This is a genomic window from Modicisalibacter luteus DSM 23508 (assembly GCF_000378505.1).
GTDB classification, from domain to species: Bacteria; Pseudomonadota; Gammaproteobacteria; order Pseudomonadales; family Halomonadaceae; genus Modicisalibacter; species Modicisalibacter luteus.
Genome location: NZ_KB899999.1, coordinates 15082 through 33141 on the forward strand (window position 1 = coordinate 15082; position 18060 = coordinate 33141).

The window sequence follows — 18060 nt, forward strand, 5'->3', positions numbered from 1 at the left end:
ACCGGCACTTGGCGTACAAGTGCCGGTCCTTGTGGCTTTCACCGCTATATCTCCAGGTAACGTTCCATGAGCAATACCCCCCACCGTCCCGAGGAGCGAATCGGCGATACCCCCGAGGTGCCGACCATAGCCCAGGGGGTCGACGAAGAAGTCGTCGAGGATAACCGCCGCCTGCTCGTCGGCTGGCAATGGTGGCTGTTCGCTGCTTTCGCCGTCGGCTATTCGTCTTTCCACCTGTTTTCACTCAACGTCTACCCGCTGGAAACATGGTCGTTTCGCATCATTCACATCTGCGGGGCGCTGATCCTCGGCTATGGTTTCTATGCCGGTGCGCAGTTCCTGGGATCGCGCGAGTCAACAGGTGCACGCAAGGGAATGACCTGGCTGGCCGCAGCCCTACTGATCCCGGCACTGTATTCGCTGGTCCAGGTCGGCCTGATGTGGCAAACGATCCAGGCTGGCGCCATGCGCATCGACCCCGCCGTCGAAACCTGGCATTTCGGGGCACCGCTGGTCTTTGCTTCCACGGCAGCCATTGTTCTTTCGTGGTTCTATCGCCAAGCGCGCGAGCACCTGAGCGTCGCCGACCTGGTACTGATGGTCTGCGCCCTGGCCAGTGCCGGCTACTTCCTGGTGATCTATAACACGCCGCTGCGCATGTCGACGGGGACATCGTTCGCGCCGATAGGCATTTCCTACGCGGCCATTGCAGGTTCCTTGCTGATTCTCGAGCTGACCCGTCGTGTGGCCGGCCTGGCCTTGGTCATCATCTCGCTAGTCTTTTTGGCCTATGTGTTCGCCGGCCCCTATCTGCCAGGCTTCCTCGGCTACCCTGGGCTATCGGTGAACCGCTTCTTCAGCCAGGTCTACACCGATGCCGGTATCCTCGGGCCAACGACTGCCGTGTCGTCGACCTATATCATCCTGTTCATCATCTTCGCTGCCTTTCTGCAGGCCTCGAAGGTCGGTGATTACTTCGTCAATTTTGCGTTCGCTGCCGCCGGCCGCGCGCGCGGTGGTCCCGCCAAGGTGGCTATCTTCGCCTCGGGCCTGATGGGCATGATCAATGGCACCAGTGCCGGCAACGTGGTTTCCACCGGTTCGCTGACCATTCCGTTAATGAAGAAGGTGGGCTATCCGAGCCGTAGCGCCGGTGCCATTGAAGCCGCCGCCTCAACCGGTGGCCAGATCATGCCACCGATCATGGGCGCTGGCGCCTTCATCATGGCCGAGATCACCGGTATTCCGTATACCGAGATCGCCATTGCCGCCATCATTCCCTCCATCCTGTACTTTGCCTCGGTCTACTTCATGGTCGATTTCGAGGCAGCCTATAAAGGCATGCGGGGGATGCGCAGCGACGAGATCCCGCGCTTTTCACGTCTCGCCAAGCAGGCCTACCTGTTTGCGCCGATCATTATCCTGGTTGCCGCTCTGTTCATGGGATACTCGGTCATTCGCGCCGGCACCCTGGCCACTGCCTCGGCCGCCGTGGTGAGCTGGTTATCCCCCCACAAGATGGGCATCCGCTCGATCCTCAAGGCGCTCGAGCTGGCCGGGACCATGGCAATCCAGATTATCGCGGTCTGTGCCTGTGCCGGGATTATCGTCGGTGTCATCTCGCTCACTGGGGTCGGTGCCCGCTTCTCTTCCCTGCTACTGGGCCTGGCCGGCTTCAGCCAGCTACTGGCACTGTTCTTCGCCATGTGCATCAGTATCCTGCTGGGGATGGGCATGCCCACCACGGCGGCCTATGCCGTCGCGGCATCGGTGGTCGCTCCAGGCCTGATCGGCATCGGCATCCAGCCGTTGGTGGCACACTTCTTCGTGTTCTACTTCGCGGTAGTTTCAGCGATCACGCCACCAGTGGCGCTAGCCTCCTACGCCGCAGCGGGGATTTCCGGCGCCAACGCCATGCAAACCTCGGTGACCTCGTTCAAGATCGGCCTGGCCGCCTTCATCGTGCCGTTCATGTTCTTCTACAGCCCGGCGATGCTGATGGAAGGCAGTACAATGCAGATCCTGCGTGTCGGGATCACCGCAACGATCGGCATCGTGATGCTGGCCGCCGCCGTGCAGGCCTGGTTCTTCGGTCCGGTCAAGGCCTGGGCGCGCCTGGCGCTGCTTGTTGGCGCCGTCTGCATGATCTACGGCGGAATCTATACCGACCTGATCGGACTTGCCATTGGCGTGGCGCTATACCTGACGCAACGGCGCATGCCCGCCATCAGCAGGAAAGTGGTTTCCTAAGCGCAACACGGTTTGTGGAGCCAAGTGCGCCGGCCTCAGGGCCGGCGTTTTTTTGAGGGACCCTTCATTGGCCTGATTCCAATGTTCCTTATCACGTTGTTTTCCTCCGTTTAACCCACGTCGGCATGGCAAAGTCGAGCGGCTCTTCTGTCCGCTAAGGACAGGACACGCTACCCTGTCCAAGGTTTCTTTACGTATCCAGATGACCATCAGCTATCGTTCGCCTACGGACGATAGTGCTGCCGCCATAAGCAATAGAAAGGAAGCCTTATGCCAACGCTGACTATCAATGGCGATACTCACCAGGTCGATGTGCCCGAGGATATGCCCCTCTTGTGGGTCCTGCGTGATGTATTGGGAATGACTGGCACCAAGTATGGCTGCGGTATCGCCCAATGCGGTGCCTGCACCGTACATCTCGATGGCAACGCCGTGCGTTCCTGCGTCCTGCCGGTAGGGGGGGTGGAAGGCAAGCGAATCGAGACGATCGAGGCTATGGAGAACTCGGAGCTGGGCAGAAGCGTTCAATCGGCCTGGCTCGAACACGAGGTGGTGCAGTGCGGTTACTGCCAGTCAGGGCAGATCATGTCGGCCGTGGCATTGCTCAGCAAGACCCCCCAGCCTGACGACAAGGAGATTGACCTGGGCATGTCAGGCAACCTCTGTCGTTGCTGTACTTATACGCGCATCCGAGGCGCCATCAAGAGCGTAGCCAAGGCGTAATGATAAGGAAGAGAGCCATGAGCAAGGATGACTCCAAGCTGGAATCCCCTGAACGCCGCGAGCTGATCAAAGTGAGCGGCCTGGCCTTGGGCGGTCTGTTGATCGCCACCTGCCTCCCCCCGGTGATCCACAAGAGTGCCGCAACACAGATCGTTGAAGAGGGGGCGAGCGGTGACAGCCCGGCCGGACCAGCCGAACTGGGCGCTTTTATCCGTATCGATCCGACGGGTGGCGTCACCCTGATCATGCCCAAGATCGAAATGGGCCAAGGAGTGCAATCCTCGCTAGCCGCGATGCTTGCCGAAGAACTCGAGGTAGACCTGTCACAGGTGACGCTGCAGGAAGCGCCGCCCAACGAAGAATTATATGTTGATCCCATCCTCAACTTTCAGGCTACCGGAGGCTCCACTTCAGCCCGCAGTTTCTGGAGGCCGCTACGTGAAGCCGGCGCCACCGGACGCATTCTGCTGGTCCAGGCGGCGGCAGACGAGTGGGGGATATCGTCTGAGGTGTGTGAGGCTCGCAATGGCGCCGTTCATGGTCCCGACGGACAGCAGCTAGGGTATGGCGAACTGGTTGAGGCAGCAGCCGAATTACCCGTGCCTGAACAAATTCCGCTGAAAAGCCCGGACCAGTTCCGTCTAATAGGAAAACCGCTACAACGCCTGGATACGCCCCCCAAGGTCAACGGGTCAGCGAAGTTCACAACCGATCTGCAGCTGACTGATATGAAGATCGCCACGACGCGGACCTGTCCCGTTCTTGGAGGCACGCTGGCTTCGGTGGATGATCGTGAGGCACGCCGTATCCCAGGCGTTCGGGAAATCATTCCCCTCAAGGATGCCGTGGCTGTGATCGGCGACCATACTTGGGCGGCGATCCAAGGTGCCCGAGCCCTGAAGGTAGAGTGGAATTTTGGTGACAATGCCCGTCTTAGCTCCGAGCAGATCGAACAGGCGTTACGAGATGCCGCAGATCGTGACGGCGCACTAGCGACCGATGAAGGCGATATCGATGCGGCACTCGACGGTGTAGACACCCAGATCGAGGCAGAATATGAGATGCCGTTTCTGGCTCACGCCGCCCTGGAGCCAATGAGTTGCGTCGCTCAGGTCCGCGTGGATGCATGCGAGCTATGGGTCGGCACCCAGGTGCCGGTAATGGCACAACAGGCAGCGGCCAAGGTGTCGGGCTTGCCGCCCGAAAAGGTTATCGTCAACAACCAGTTGATCGGCGGTGCCTTCGGTAGACGCTTGGAGGTGGATTTCATTGCTCAGGCCGTGGATATTGCCAGGAATGTTTTCTATCCCGTCAAGCTGATCTGGACTCGCGAGGAGGACACGACCCACGACCTGTACCGTCCGCATTACCTCGACCGGTTCAGGGCCGGCCTGGACGGCAATGGGTTACCGGTCGGCTGGTCACACACCATTGTTGGCGGCTCGGTAATGGCTCGCTTTAGCCCCCAGGCACTGGGTGAGAACGGTCTGGATCCCGATGCCATCGAGATCTCGGCCAAGCCGATCTACCATCTGCCCAACCTGCGCGTTCGTTATGTTCCCGAAGATCCCGTAGCGCTGCGAGTTTCCTGGTGGCGTGGCGTTGGCCAGCTACACGGGGCCTATGTCGTGGAAGGGTTTATCGACGAGCTGGCTATCGCCGCCGAGCAGGACCCAGTGGACTACCGTTTGAGGTTGCTACAGGATCAGCCTCGCGCGCAGGCCGTGCTCAGGCTGGCTGCCGAAAAAGCCGGCTGGGGCCAAACGCTACCCGACGGTCATGGCCGTGGCGTGGCCGTGCATCAGGTGTTCGGCAGCTACTTGGCGACTGTGGTGGAACTCGCCACGACACCTCAGGGCGGCTTGCGTATCAACCGGCTGATCTGTGCTGTCGATTGTGGCCTGGCGCTCAATCCGACGTCGGTCAGATCCCAGATCGAAGGCGGCACGTTATTTGGCCTCTCTGCCGCACTCTTCAACGAAGTGACCGTCAAGGACGGGCACGTGCAGCAAAGTAACTTCCACGACTACCGGCAGATTCGTATCAGCGATGCTCCCCCCGTCGAAGTTCACCTGATCGATAGCCAGGAAACACCTGGCGGCATTGGCGAGGCAGGAACTGCCCTCATCGCACCGGCATTGGTCAATGCTTTGTACGCTGCTACCGGCAAGCGTATCCGTCGCTTGCCATTGTCACGCGCCGGTTATCATGTCTTGGCAAGGGAGGCCTGACCAATGAGCACAGCACGCCGTTTTTCGCTGGTCACCGGTCTATTGGGCTGTTTCGCGCCTTTCATGCTAGCGGCTCAAGAGACCCAGACAGACCAACAGGCACAGATCGAGCGCGGAGAATACCTGGCCAAGGCTGCCGACTGTCTTGCCTGCCACGTTACCGAGGATGGGGAGCCCTATGCGGGCGGTGTCGAGTTCAAGTTGCCGTTCGGGTCGCTCTACTCGCCGAACATTACCCCCGACGAGGAAACCGGCATCGGAACCTGGAGTGACGAGGATTTCGTCAACGCCATGCAGAAAGGGGTCGGCAAGGGAGGCAAGCATTACTATCCGGCCTTCCCCTATACCTCTTATACGCTCATGTCGCGAGAGGAAATACTCGCCATCAAGGCCTACCTGTTTAGTCTCGAACCGGTCCACCAGCCGAACCGGGAAAACGATATCAGCTTCCCCTTTAACCAGCGCTGGGGCATGACTTTCTGGAACTGGCTCTTTCTTGACGACGAGCGTTTCCAACCGAATCCGGAGCGCTCGGAGGAATGGAACCGTGGAGCCTACCTGGTGCAGGGTCCGGGTCACTGCGGTGAGTGCCACACGCCACGCAACCTGTTCCAGGCCAAGGACGCCTCCAAGGAATTGGCCGGCACGACCATTCAAGGCTGGCGCGCCTGGAACATTACCTCCGATGAAGAGAGCGGTATCGGCGCCTGGCCGGACGAAGCACTGGCGTCCTACCTTTCCAAGGGGCATGCCAAGGGCTATGGCCTGGCCGGCGGTCCGATGGCCGAAGCCGTAAACCACAGTTTGCGCTATTTGACGGATGAGGACATCCAGGCCATCGTTACCTACCTCAAGGACGTCCCACCACAGGACTCTGACGTAACCCGCCCACCAGAGAAGACCTTGGCTGATGAGGTGCCCACCGATAACCCTCACCCCCTGGGACTCAAGGTGTTTGCCGATGCTTGTGTCAGTTGCCACCGTTGGGACGGAGACGGGCGGCAAACACCCCATGCTGCCTTGAGCGGCTTACGCACAGTCAATGATCCCGAAGGGCTGAACCTGGTGCGAATTCTCATCGAAGGAGGAAAGCTGCATACCGGCAATACCGGTAATACCGGCGATAGTGCAGCCTCCATGCCGAGCTTCATCGAAGGCTACTCGAACGAGGAAATCGCATCGGTAAGCAACTTCGTGCTGTCGCACTTTGGGCACGTGGAAGGTCAGCTGGAAGCCGAAACGATCGACGAGCGACTCGGTGAGTAGAGCCCGGATTGCACCTCTCCCTCCGCCGTCTATGGGCAGAGGGAGAAGGATTCCACTTGCGCTTTAAGTAAGCTTTCACATTCTCGGGTTTGAAAAACCAAACGTTAGCCACAACAATCAACCCTGCATGAAGGCAAACGTCGAGCTGCATCGGCGCATTGCGATTAACTGTAACGACATAGGAGGAGTCACCATGAAACATGAGTTCCCGGAACTGCCGTACGCATACGATGCGCTGGAGCCGGTCATCGACGAAACCACGATGCGCCTTCACCACACCAAGCACCACAAGACCTACTTCGACAAGTTCGTCGATGCCATTTCCGGCACCGACATGGAGAACAAGTCGCTGGAAGAAATCTTCGCCAGCATCTCCCAGCAGCCGGCCGTGGTTCGCAATAACGGTGGCGGCCTCTGGAATCACACCCTCTACTGGAACTGCATGACACCGAACGCCAAGGAGCCCGAAGGCCCGGCTGTCGATGCCATCAAGGCGAAGTTCGGCTCCGTCGATGAGTTCAAGGACGCCTTCACCAAGGCGGGCATCGGCCAGTTCGGCTCAGGCTGGGCCTGGCTGGTTGTCACTCAAGGCGGCGAGCTGGAAATCACCTCCACCGCCAACCAGGACAACCCGCTGATGGATGTCGCCAGTGTGCGCGGCACGCCGATCCTGGGTTGCGATGTGTGGGAACACGCCTACTACATCAGCTACCAGAACCGCCGTCCCGAGTATCTCGACAATTGGTGGAAGGTCGTGAACTGGGATTACGTCAACGAGCTTTACGAAGCGGCCAAGTAAACGTCGCTTGATCTCGTGGCAATCGCAGCAAATAAAAAGTCCCACGCCTTGGCGTGGGACTTTGCGTGTCAAACCGCGGTAGTGCGAAGCGAGTCGTTATTTCTCGATCACGCCACAGGCAACGCGCGCTCCGCCACCGCCCAATTCGGGCTCGGGAGCATAGGTATCCCCCCCCTGATGGATCATCAGCGCGTGTCCTTGCAGGTCGGATAGCTCCAGGCGCGGAGCCACTACCGGCGTCGTGGCGTTACCTTCCTGATCGACCATCAGTACCGGTAGGTCGCCAAGGTGCCCTTCCTGATAGGGGCCATGGTGCTCACCGTCATCCGGATTGAAATGGCCACCCGCCGCGGCGGCCGCGGTCATTTTTCCGTCCTTCTCCGCTGGCTCGCAGCTCGGATTTTGATGCACGTGGAAACCGTGCATACCCGGTGACAGCCCAGACAGATCCGGGGTCAGCATCAGGCCATAGTCGGACTCTTCGACAGTCACTGTACCGATGCTGTCGCCGACGCCTTCGGCACTGACCTTATGAATTTCGATATCCTGAGCGGCCAGGGCCGTACCTGCCATCAACGAAGCGCCAAGCCCCAACGCGACCATGCCTAAACGTGCCATGTCGTTCTCCTGTCCATGGTGAGTCATGCACCTTCAGGCTAGCCAACCATTCCATGAGCCGCCAAGCCTTCTTGCCCGGCCTGGCAGTCATTCGGTTACTTGAGGTTATCCAGGATCTTCAGGGCCGGTGCGGCCTGGTTCAGGGTATAGAAATGCAGGCCCGGCGCCCCGCCATCGAGCAGGCGCTGACAGAGCTTTGATATAACTTCCTCACCGAAAGCCTGGATACTCTCGCTGTCGTCACCATAGGCCTCGAGCTGCTTGCGGATCCAGCGCGGAATATCGGCGCCGCAGGCATCCGAGAAGCGTGCCAGCTTGGTGTAGTTGGTGATCGGCATGATCCCCGGAATGATCGGTGCTTCGACCCCCAGGGCACGCGCCCGCTCGACGAAATGGAAGTACGCTTCGGCACTGAAGAAGTATTGCGTGATCGCCAGGTTAGCGCCCGCCTGCATCTTGCGCGCGAAGTTCTGCAGATCATGCTCGAAGCTCGGCGCCTGGGGATGTGCCTCAGGATAGGCCGCCACGGCGATCTCGAAATGGTCCCCGGTTTCGGCTCGAATGAACTCGACCAGCTCATTCGCGTAGCGCAGCTCGCCGATGCCGCCCATGCCAGACGGCAAGTCGCCGCGCAGCGCCACCAGACTGTCGATGCCACATTCACGGTATTCAGCCAGCAAATCTCGCAACTCACCCTTGTCGCTGCCGATACAGGACAAGTGCGGCGCGGTGGCAATGCCGCACTCACGTACCGACTTCACTGTATTGAACGTTCGGGCTTGGGTAGACCCACCGGCCCCATAGGTCACCGAAAAGAAACGCGGCTTGCGTTCGGCCAGGGCATCCCGGGTGCGCAGCAGCTTTTCCCGTCCGGCGTCGGTGTTCGGCGGAAAGAATTCGAAGCTGATGCCCAGCGGATGCTCTTGTGCGCTCATCGGTGTCGGTCCTCGTGAAGACTTGATGGTTGAAGGGCTGTCATTTTGCCCGCCCCCACGACGAGGGACCAATGAAAGTTTCGCGCCTGATCTTCGATTTCAGTCATAGACGCGACGCCTCGGTCTCGCAGCCACCCCCGGTCAGGCACGACTCGCTTTCCACTTGCAGCGTGGCATGGGTGATGCCGAAACGTTCACGCAGCAGGGCCGATGCCCGGCGCAGCACATGCTCGTGATCGACGTCGTCGTGGACTACCAGATGCAGGCTGAGCAGCGGATCCTGTGGCGTCAGGCCCCATAGATGCAGGTCATGCAGGCTTTCGACGCCCTCCAGGGCCTCCAGTTCGCGGCGGATCTCATGCGACTCGATCCCCTCGGGCGTGCCCTCGAGCAGGGTATGTCCCGAGCGCTTCAGGATCTTCCAGGCGCCACGCAGGATCAACACGGCAGCAAGCATGGACAAGATCGGGTCAGCGGCGTCCCAGCCGGTAGTCATGATGATCAACGAGGCGGCGATGGCTGCCACCGAACCAAGCAGATCGCCCAGCACATGCAGCAACGCGCCATGGAGATTGAGGTTGCCCTGATCACCCCGATGCAGAATGGCGAACACGACAAGATTGACGACCAGCCCCAGCACGGCAATGACCAGCATCGGTCCGGCCATGACGTCGACCGGCGAAGAGAGCCGCTGGATGGCGGCGATGACGATGCCCACCCCGATGACCATCAGCGTCAGGCCATTAACGAAGGCTGCCAGCACCTGGAAGCGCTGATAGCCATAGGTCCGGCGTTTGTCCGGGGCCTTCGCGCCCAGCCGAAAGGCAAACCAGGCCAGGGCCAGTGAAGCGCTATCACTAAGCATGTGCCCGGCATCGGCGAGCAGCGCCAGCGATCCCGATAGCCAGCCGCCAATCACCTCGGCCAGCATGAAGCTACCGGTCAGGATCATGGCCCAGCGCACCCGCTTTTCGCTGTCGGCACTCACGGGGGGGACGTGACCATGATCATGGCTGTGCCCATGGTCATGCATGTGCGACGTATCTGACCGAGGCATCCGTTCTCCCACCAACGATTTGCCTCTACTTGTATTGCCTATAGTCACTTTAGGGTCAAGCGCCGCGCTGCAACCGTCCACTGCCGACCAGCATTCCCGCGGTGATGAGCAAGGCCGCCAGCGCCAGCAGCGGGGTGGGCTCGGCATAGCCGCTGGCAATCAGCACCAGGGTCGAAAGCAAGGGCGTGAAGTAAGCGAGCAGCCCGAGCAGGCGCAGGTCGCCATGCTTGACGCCAATATCCCAGGTGAAGAAAGCGCTGCCTACCGGGCCCAGCCCCAGGCCGATCACCCCCAACCAGCCGATGTCTTGGGGCAGCCGCGTCGGCTCGAACAGAATGTGGCAGATCGCCGCCAGGATTGCCGTCGCCAGGCAGAAGCCGCCGACCGCAGCGGTGGGTACGCCCTTGGCAGCGCGGGAGAGCACCGAATAGCCGCTCCACACGAAGGCACAGGCAAAGGCTGCACCATAGCCCAGCGCGCTGCCACCACGGCTGGCATCCCCGCCTACCAGCAAGGCCGCCCCGGCAAAGCCGAGCAACCCACCGATCACATGAATGGCACGTAGCCGCTCGCCCGGCAGCAGGGCGACAAAGATCACGATGAGCAGCGGCCACAGGTAACTGATCAGCCCCGCGTTGGCCGGCGGGGCGTTCTGCTGGGCGACAAAATAGAGCGCGTGATAGCCAAACAGCCCACCGACCCCCATCAGCCAGACCCGCGGAGGCTGGTACAGCGGCGCCAGTAGCGACTCACCACGTACGCCCAGCCACACGGCGAAGCAGACAAAGGCGATGGCGAAGGCCAGCGCCGTGAGCAGAAACGGTGGTACCGGACCGGCGAGTTGGGTCAGTGCCGCTAGTAGCGCCCAATTAAGAATTGTCGTCGCGCCAATCGCTGTGGCGCGCTGAACGGATGAATCCGCCATGTCAGGCTCCCTGCACAGAAATGCGCCGAGTATGCCGTAACGTCGTGCACGGAACTTGTCGAATCCTGACCGGTTACGGGCTCGGCCCTCTCTCCGCCCCTCTGTCATTCGGACCGACGAGGCGGCATGATGGCGGTTTCAAAAAACAACGAGTCATCGCGACCATGTCCGACGTCGACCTGACCCAACCGTTATGGATGTTACTGGCCTTTGTCGGACTGGGCTGGCTGTGCGCCCGTCGCCTGGCCATCGATCCACGGCCTATCGCCACGCTGTTGATCTACATCATCGCCCCGTTGACCTTCTTTCGTGGCCTGACGCTGGGCGGCCCCACGCTGGCCGACCTGGGGCTAACCACAGTCATGTTCCTTCTCGCCAGCGGCCTGTGCCTGTTGGTCAGTCGCCTGGCGCGCCCTTTCTTCGCCCCGCAGGAGGCCGCTCTACTGGCTTTTTCGTCGGGCACCGGCAATACCGGCTATTTCGGCTTGCCCATCGCAATGGTGTTGCTGCCGCCCGAGGGCGTCACCCAGTACCTGTTCTGTCTGCTGGGCATTACGCTGTTCGAATTCACTGTCGGCTTTTACATCAGTGCGCGCGGCCAATTCACGGTGCGCGAGAGCCTGCAGCGCATCGTCCGCCTGCCGTTGATCTACGCCTTCGCCGCTGCCCTGCTGGTCAACGCGATTGATTTCCCGGTGCCCGGCGCGGTAATGGAGGGACTCGATTACTTCAAGTACTGCTATACGGTGCTGGGCATGATGATCATTGGCATGACGCTCGGCCGGGTGGGCCTGCGTGAAATGGATGTACGCTTCATTACTGCCTGCATTACCGCACGCTTCGTGCTGTGGCCGCTGGTCAGCCTGGTCGCGGTCCTCGCCCTGCAGGCCAGTATTGGTATCAGCGACCAGCTCACCCTGGTACTGCTCTTACTCGGCGTGGTGCCGATGGCCGCCAATGTCGTGGTGGTGGCCATGGAGCTCAACATCCGTCCCGAAAAGGGCGCCATCGCCGTATTGCTGACGACCCTCGCTGCCCCGCTGCTGATTCCACTTTATCTAAGTGGGCTACTGGCCCTGGTGGGGCAGGCATGATCCCGACGCCACTGGCGGGGCGACAGGCCGTGCTGGGCACGAAAGGCTCGCGAGAAGTGGGCTGCATCGGCGAACCCACAGGCCACGGCAATCTCTGTCAGCGAGGCCTGTGGCTCCGCCATCAGCCGACAGGCTCGCTCAAGCCGCTGATCGGTCAGCCAAGCGTGCGGGGCCTGACCGACCAATGCGCGGAACTGGCGGGCGAAGGCGGCCTCGGCGAGGTGACAGCGCGCCGCCATTTCGCCGACACGCCAGGGCCGGTCGAGAGTCGACAGGACTTCCGGTAACAACCGCATCAGGCGCAGCCGTGGCGTGGCGACCTGGCGTCCGCCACTCGCCTGGACCGCCTCCAGCCACTGCGCCAGTGCCAGGGTCCCGGCTTCCGCCAAGTGCCACGCCCGCTCCCGCAGCGCCGACGACAGGCGATAGGCCCGGCGCTCGACCAGTGCGTCTATCCCCAGCGTTTCACACCAGGCCACCGGCAGGTCGAGCACCAGACACCGATTGCTGCCTGCAGCCAGGTAATGATGCACGTCGCCTTCGACAATAGGGGCCAAAACGCCTGCCATCACGTGTACCCCGCCGCGCCCGGCTTCCAGCTCGACGGTACCCTCCAGCCCTACCAGTACCTGATGGTAGGAGTGGCGATCCGTGAGTACCCGCGAGGGGTAGGAGCGCGCCTCGCTGATAGGGCAGTCTAACGCAGTCATCGTCCGCTCTCAGCCATGGTGGATATCGATCAGCCTGCGCTCGCCATGCAACAGCACCGGCACCTTGCCAAACGGATGCGGCGCTTGATGCTCGGGGCCATGAAATTCGACACGCTGACCATCGATATGCGCCCCGACCGTATAGGAGATGCCCTTCTCCTCACAGCACAACTGCACGCTGCGTACGAAGGTGCTGAACTGCGGACCGAAGATATGCACACTATCGCTCATGGCCGGCTCCTGAGGGCGGTGGCTGGGTATCCGCACAGCGTAACCCAACTTCATTGCATTGGCTCGAGGGGGGACTAGGCTTAAGAAGTTCACGAGCTCAGGAGCTTGCCATCATGGCCATTAACTTCCGTACGCGCAGGTTATTTGTCCTGCTGATACTGCTGCTGATCGGTCATGCTTCGTCGGCCGCCTGGGCTCATCATGGCTGGAGCTGGGCCAGCAATGAGCAGACCGAACTCACCGGCACCATTACCGACGTGCGCCTGGGCAATCCGCACGGCGAACTGACACTGGATGTGGAGGGGACGGCCTGGACCGTGGAGGTCGGTCAGCCCTGGCGCAACCAGCGCGCCGGTCTTCAGGAAAGCGACCTGGCGGAAGGCGTCGAGATTCGCGTGTTGGGAGCCCCTTCGGCTAATCCGGACGAAAAGCTATTGAAAGCCGTCAGGTTGTGGATTGGCGACCGCGAATACACGCTCTATCCGGACCGTGTCTAGCCACGCTGATATTCCCTTGGAGTGGCTGACGATCGTCGAGCAATCGTTCCCCGCACAGTGGCTACGTTTCTCGCGCTGGGGATATGCCAGTGTCAATACGCTGCACGTGCTGGGTGTTGCCCTACTGGTCGGCGCCATCGTTCCTCTCGATCTGCGCCTATTGGGTGGCTGGGCCAGCCTGCCGCTCAAACCCTTGGCCTCGCTTCTGCAGCATGTGGCTCTTGTCGGCCTGTTGCTCGCCCTACCCAGCGGCATGCTGTTGTTCGCGATACGTGCCACGGAATACACCAGTCAGCCGCTGTTCCTGGTAAAACTGTCTCTGGTCGCACTGGCGCTGTTCAATGCATTGGTCTTCAAGATCGCCTTCAGCCCTACCCGTCACCCCATCCTTTCGCGTTTTGCGGCAGGCACGTCATTGGTTCTGTGGCCCACCGTTCTCGTCTCGGGACGCTTTTTGGGGTTTGTCGCCGATTAAAAAGCCCTCCCAGACCAAACTAACTTCCAGTCCATGCGGTTGGCGATTGTCCAAAGAGAGCGTGGCGTGCTGACGTTGGGCCAGTTTCCCTTATCTGGCTACATTCCCGTACAATTTGCTTAACGGCGCCACAATACTAGGCCTTGGCTTTGGCATATTATATTTTCGCGATTCACTTATTTAGCTGTCGTTAAACAAGCCAAGGCAGGCTTGTCCGTTCTAGGTCTGGAGTGGCTAATGCGCATCCTCATTACCGGCGTGGCCGGTTTCATCGGCCATGCCCTGGCACGTCGTTTGGCTGTCGACGCACACACTATCGTCGGGATCGACAATCTCAACAGCTACTATGACGTAACTCTAAAGCAGGCCCGTCTGAGTGATTTGGCCGGCTTGCCCAACGTGCGCTTTCATCTGCTGGACCTGACCGATGCAGAGGGCATGCAGCGCCTATTCGCCGAGTCGCGTTTCGATTGCGTCATCCATATGGCAGCCCAGGCCGGGGTCCGCCACTCGCTGAGCCACCCTGAGGTCTACGGCCAAGCTAACCTGATCGGCCATCTGAACATGCTGGAAGCCTGTCGGCGCCACGAGATCGCTCACCTGATCTATGCCTCGTCCAGTTCCGTGTACGGGCTGAACAACAAGATTCCCTTTTCAGTCAAAGACAATGTCGATCAGCCGGCCAGTCTGTACGCCGCCACCAAGAAGTCGAACGAGTTGATGGCGCACTCCTATTCACATCTATACGGCCTGCCCACCACCGGCTTGCGCTTTTTTACCGTCTACGGGCCGTGGGGACGGCCCGACATGGCCCTGTTCCGTTTCACGCGCAACATTCTCGAAGGACGTCCCGTCGAACTGTATAACCAAGGCGACATGTCACGAGACTTCACCTATATCGACGATGTTGTCGAAGGCATCACGCGCCTGGTCTCGCTCGCTCCCGAGCGCGGCGGGACCTCGGATACGCCCTACCGTCTATACAATATCGGCTACGGTAGGCCGGTCAGCCTGAGTGAGTTCGTCGATGCCATCGAACGCGCTACCGGCAAAACAGCCATTCGCGATTACCTGCCCATGCAGCCCGGGGACATCCAGCACACTTGGGCGGATACGGAACCACTTTTTGCCGCCACTGGCTTTCAGCCGTGCACAGACGTCGCCGATGGGGTGGAACGCTTCGTGTCCTGGTATCGCACTTATTATCATGCGGCCTCGCCGCCGATATGCGCGGGCTCCTCACAGGCCGGCCTCGCCTAGGCGAGCCTTAGACAAAAAGATCATTCAGGAATCGGAACTCCATGCAGCAGCCACTCGTGTCGGTGATCATTCCGGCCAAGGACGAAGCAGACAACCTGCCCCATCTACTGGACGAAATTGCCGCTTCCCTGGCCGATGTCGAGCATGAAGTACTGGTAGTGGATGACGGCTCGACAGACACGACATGGACGCTGCTGACCCAGCGTGCAGCACGCGACCACCGTCTGCGCCCGCTACACCATGCCCGTAGTGTCGGCCAGAGCACGTCGATTTGGCAGGCCGCGCACCAGGCCCGCGGTACCTGGCTGGCGACGCTGGATGGCGATGGGCAGAACGACCCCGCCGACCTGCCCCGCCTACTCGACAAGGCCCGACACGAGGATGTCGCCATGGTTGCCGGCCACCGGGTCTCGCGCCGCGACGACTGGCTAAAGCGGGTATCGTCGCGCGTCGCCAACCGCATCCGTTCGGCCCTGCTCAAGGATGACACGCCCGATACCGGCTGCGGCCTCAAGGTGATTCGCCGCGATGCCTTTGTCACGCTGCCCTATTTCGATCACATGCATCGATTCCTGCCCGCCCTGATCCAGTCGCAGGGTGGGCGCTGCGTCTCGGTTCCCGTCAACCATCGTCCCCGGCAGGCCGGACGGTCCCATTACGGGCTGAACAATCGGCTATGGGCAGGTCTCATCGACATGGTCGGCGTCATGTGGCTACGTCGTCGCTCACGCCTGCCCGCTACACTCTCCGCCCAGCGCAACAACCAGGCCTCCCCGGATCTGTCTCCTTCCCAGCATGCCAAGGAGCGCGGATGAGTGCAGAGTGGCTGTGGTTAGGCATCGGTTTTCTCGGGCAGGCGCTATTCTCGGCGCGCTTTATTGTGCAATGGCTGGCCAGCGAGCGCGCCAAACGCAGTGTCATGCCGGTTGCGTTCTGGTTCCTTAGCCTGGGCGGCGGCGCGACCCTGCTTGCCTATGCCCTGTACCGCCAGGACCCGGTGTTCGTGGTGGGTCAAGCGGCCGGATTGCTCATCTATCTCCGGAACCTGATCCTGATCCGCAAGGAACACCGCCAGCACCAGGTCAATGACGAGGATGGCAATGCTTGACCAGACGAGAGTCCCGGCACATCGCCCTGCCTATTTGCCGTCGCCGGAACACGATTATCGCTTGCTGTGGTCACTGCTCATGCTGTTCGCCCTGGTCCTGCTGGGACTAGGCATTGGCTTGCGCGATCCATGGCCAGCGGATGAGCCTCGCTTTGCCCTGAACGCCCTGGAAATGCTGGATACCGGCCAGTTCTGGTTTCCGCACCGCGGCGGCGAGCTTTATCCCGACAAGCCGCCCGTATTCATGTGGCTGACTGCCTTGTCCATCGCCATTACCGGCTCGGTGCGCATGGGCTTTCTCCTGCCTACGCTGTTGGCTTCACTGGGTGTCCTGGCGCTGGTCGTCGATCTGACACGCCGCCTGCACGGGCCGCGCATCGCCCTGCTCAGTGGCGTGGCACTGCTATCGACACTGCAGTTCGTGCTGCAGGCCAAGACCGCCCAGATCGACATGGTGCTGACCTTCTTCACCACGCTGGGGGCCTATGGGCTGTTGCGCCATGCGCTGCTGGGGCCAGCGCGCCGCTGGTGGCTGATTGCCTGGGCGGCGATGGGGCTGGGCATCATTACCAAGGGTGTCGGCTTTCTGCCCCTGTCGCTGCTGCCCGCCTGGGTATGGCTGGCCCGGCGAGGAGAGGCAATGCCGCTGACCTGGAAGGAACTCGGTCTGGGGCTTGCAGTGCTTACCGGCGTCATTGCCCTTTGGGGCCTGCCGATGATCATGATCGCAACGTTCAGCGGCGACCCGTTGCTGGCGGCATACCGCGACAACATCCTCTTCAAGCAGACCGGTGAGCGCTACGCCGATGCCTGGCACCATCACGAGCCGTGGTACTACTACCTTCTTGAGGTTTTACCCTGGGCCTGGTTACCACTGGTACTGACTCTGCCTTGGGCAGCGCCCGCCTGGTGGCGACGCGCGCGGCGAGGCGATGCGCGTGTTCTGCTGCCGCTGAGTGGCGTGGTGCTGATCGTGCTGTTCTTTTCGCTTTCCGCCGGCAAGCGTGGCGTTTATATGCTGCCGACGGTCCCCCTGCTGGTGCTGGCCTTGGCTCCGCTTCTTCCGGGCCTGCTGCCTCGGCGCGGCCTGAACTGGCTGGCGACAGCGGTACTGACCCTCCTCGGCGGCCTGTTTCTGGTCGCCGGCCTGAGTGGCTGGCTGGGCCTGCCGGCGCTGTCCGAGCTATCGATACGTTACGGCATCACGCCATGGGCCTGGTGGGTCCTGCTCGGCCTGGTCGCTGCCGGTCTGCTTGCCTGGCTTCGCCCCCGGCGTGGTGTCGCTGCACTGGCGTTGTGGCTGGTCGCCTTCTGGGCTTCGTGGTCGACCTGGGGCTACCTGCTTCAGGATCCGGTGCGCTCGCCACGCGACATGATGACCCAAGTCGCCCAGCTCACCGGTGACGAGGCTTGGCTGGCCTTGCCCAGTTTCGATGAAGAGTTCCTGCTACAGGCACGTCAGCCCAGCGTACATTTCGGGGACAACACGCCACTGCCCGAGCAGTTCGCGCGCGCCTTCCACTGGATGCAACAGGCGCCCGAGTCGCGCTGGATGCTCGCCGAAGCAAGCCACCTCGAAGCCTATGCCTGTGTCGACATGACCCAGGCCAAGGACATGGGACCACAGAACAGCGACGAGTGGTGGCTGGTGCCAGGCCAGGCGGTAGCCGACTGCGAAGGCAATGCCAACGCTGCGCTCCTCTTCGTGGCGCCGACCACCGTGGAGTAAAACGCGTGCGTTGAAGAGAAGCTGTAAGCAATTCTTAAGATTCAGCGGTCACACTGAGTGCACCAAATGCCATTCCCTATGGAATGGCCATGGAATTCTCGAACAGGACCGCTAGTCATGAGAAGAACGCTTCTGCTTTGCTACGAGGCTCT

General features: G+C 61.0%; 18 protein-coding genes. 12 read left to right on the forward strand and 6 right to left on the reverse strand.

What is annotated here, in order from left to right; translation table 11 throughout:
* Positions 1–66 precede the first annotated feature (66 nt).
* From F568_RS0115805 to F568_RS0115825, 5 genes are all read left to right on the forward strand, one after another.
* Complete coding sequence (locus tag F568_RS0115805) at positions 67–2250, forward strand: TRAP transporter permease (protein ID WP_019019727.1); 2184 nt, start codon at positions 67–69, stop codon at positions 2248–2250.
* Positions 2251–2520: 270 nt separating this feature from the next.
* Positions 2521–2973 carry a (2Fe-2S)-binding protein gene (locus F568_RS0115810; RefSeq protein WP_019019728.1) on the forward strand — a complete coding sequence of 151 codons (453 nt, stop codon included), beginning with the start codon at positions 2521–2523 and terminating at the stop codon, positions 2971–2973.
* 17 nt (positions 2974–2990) lie between these two features.
* Positions 2991–5204, forward strand: a complete 2214-nt coding sequence (locus tag F568_RS0115815) for a xanthine dehydrogenase family protein molybdopterin-binding subunit (RefSeq protein WP_019019729.1) — start codon at positions 2991–2993, stop codon at positions 5202–5204.
* A gap of 3 nt (positions 5205–5207) precedes the next feature.
* Positions 5208–6470, forward strand: coding sequence for a cytochrome c (locus F568_RS0115820; protein ID WP_019019730.1), 1263 nt, complete (start codon positions 5208–5210; stop codon positions 6468–6470).
* 193 nt (positions 6471–6663) lie between these two features.
* Positions 6664–7269: a superoxide dismutase gene (locus F568_RS0115825; protein ID WP_019019731.1), complete on the forward strand. Its 606-nt coding sequence runs from the start codon at positions 6664–6666 to the stop codon at positions 7267–7269.
* Between the two features lie 96 nt (positions 7270–7365).
* On the opposite strand, the gene sodC is transcribed toward F568_RS0115825, so the two are convergent.
* The 4 genes from sodC to yddG all read right to left on the reverse strand — a co-directional run bounded on the left by sodC (position 7366) and on the right by yddG (position 10804).
* Positions 7366–7887: a superoxide dismutase family protein gene (sodC, locus tag F568_RS0115830; protein ID WP_019019732.1), complete on the reverse strand. Its 522-nt coding sequence runs from the start codon at positions 7885–7887 to the stop codon at positions 7366–7368.
* Positions 7888–7982: 95 nt separating this feature from the next.
* Positions 7983–8822: a methylenetetrahydrofolate reductase [NAD(P)H] gene (gene metF / locus F568_RS0115835; protein ID WP_019019733.1), complete on the reverse strand. Its 840-nt coding sequence runs from the start codon at positions 8820–8822 to the stop codon at positions 7983–7985.
* A gap of 103 nt (positions 8823–8925) precedes the next feature.
* Positions 8926–9879 carry a cation diffusion facilitator family transporter gene (locus tag F568_RS0115840; RefSeq protein WP_189459651.1) on the reverse strand — a complete coding sequence of 318 codons (954 nt, stop codon included), beginning with the start codon at positions 9877–9879 and terminating at the stop codon, positions 8926–8928.
* A 55-nt stretch (positions 9880–9934) separates the two neighbouring features.
* Complete coding sequence (gene yddG / locus F568_RS0115845; protein WP_019019735.1) at positions 9935–10804, reverse strand: aromatic amino acid exporter YddG; 870 nt, start codon at positions 10802–10804, stop codon at positions 9935–9937.
* A gap of 164 nt (positions 10805–10968) precedes the next feature.
* Between yddG and F568_RS0115850 the strand changes: the two genes are divergently transcribed.
* A complete protein-coding gene (locus F568_RS0115850) occupies positions 10969–11898 on the forward strand; it encodes an AEC family transporter (RefSeq protein WP_019019736.1) in 930 nt (309 codons plus the stop codon).
* Here the strand turns inward: F568_RS0115850 and F568_RS0115855 are convergent.
* The gene (locus F568_RS0115855) at positions 11859–12608 is read right to left on the reverse strand and encodes a helix-turn-helix transcriptional regulator (protein WP_019019737.1); all 750 of its coding nucleotides are present in this window, start codon (positions 12606–12608) and stop codon (positions 11859–11861) included. The genes F568_RS0115850 and F568_RS0115855 overlap by 40 nt on opposite strands.
* Positions 12609–12617: 9 nt before the next feature.
* The gene (locus F568_RS0115860; protein ID WP_019019738.1) at positions 12618–12839 is read right to left on the reverse strand and encodes a glutathione S-transferase family protein; all 222 of its coding nucleotides are present in this window, start codon (positions 12837–12839) and stop codon (positions 12618–12620) included.
* 113 nt (positions 12840–12952) lie between these two features.
* Between F568_RS0115860 and F568_RS0115865 the strand changes: the two genes are divergently transcribed.
* The 6 genes from F568_RS0115865 (at position 12953) to F568_RS23020 (ending at position 17908) form a co-directional block, all read left to right on the forward strand.
* A complete protein-coding gene (locus tag F568_RS0115865) occupies positions 12953–13336 on the forward strand; it encodes a DUF6152 family protein (protein WP_019019739.1) in 384 nt (127 codons plus the stop codon).
* Positions 13329–13811, forward strand: a complete 483-nt coding sequence (locus tag F568_RS0115870) for a hypothetical protein (RefSeq protein WP_229804319.1) — start codon at positions 13329–13331, stop codon at positions 13809–13811. The genes F568_RS0115865 and F568_RS0115870 overlap by 8 nt, the downstream gene beginning before the upstream one ends.
* Positions 13812–14048: 237 nt before the next feature.
* The gene (locus F568_RS0115875) at positions 14049–15071 is read left to right on the forward strand and encodes an NAD-dependent epimerase/dehydratase family protein (protein WP_019019741.1); all 1023 of its coding nucleotides are present in this window, start codon (positions 14049–14051) and stop codon (positions 15069–15071) included.
* 41 nt (positions 15072–15112) lie between these two features.
* Entirely contained in the window at positions 15113–15886 is a 774-nt protein-coding gene (locus tag F568_RS0115880; RefSeq protein ID WP_019019742.1) for a glycosyltransferase family 2 protein, read from the forward strand.
* Complete coding sequence (locus F568_RS0115885; protein WP_019019743.1) at positions 15883–16179, forward strand: lipid-A-disaccharide synthase N-terminal domain-containing protein; 297 nt, start codon at positions 15883–15885, stop codon at positions 16177–16179. Before F568_RS0115880 ends, F568_RS0115885 begins: the two co-directional genes overlap by 4 nt.
* Entirely contained in the window at positions 16172–17908 is a 1737-nt protein-coding gene (locus F568_RS23020; RefSeq protein WP_019019744.1) for an ArnT family glycosyltransferase, read from the forward strand. The genes F568_RS0115885 and F568_RS23020 overlap by 8 nt, the downstream gene beginning before the upstream one ends.
* The last annotated feature ends 152 nt before the right edge of the window (positions 17909–18060 follow it).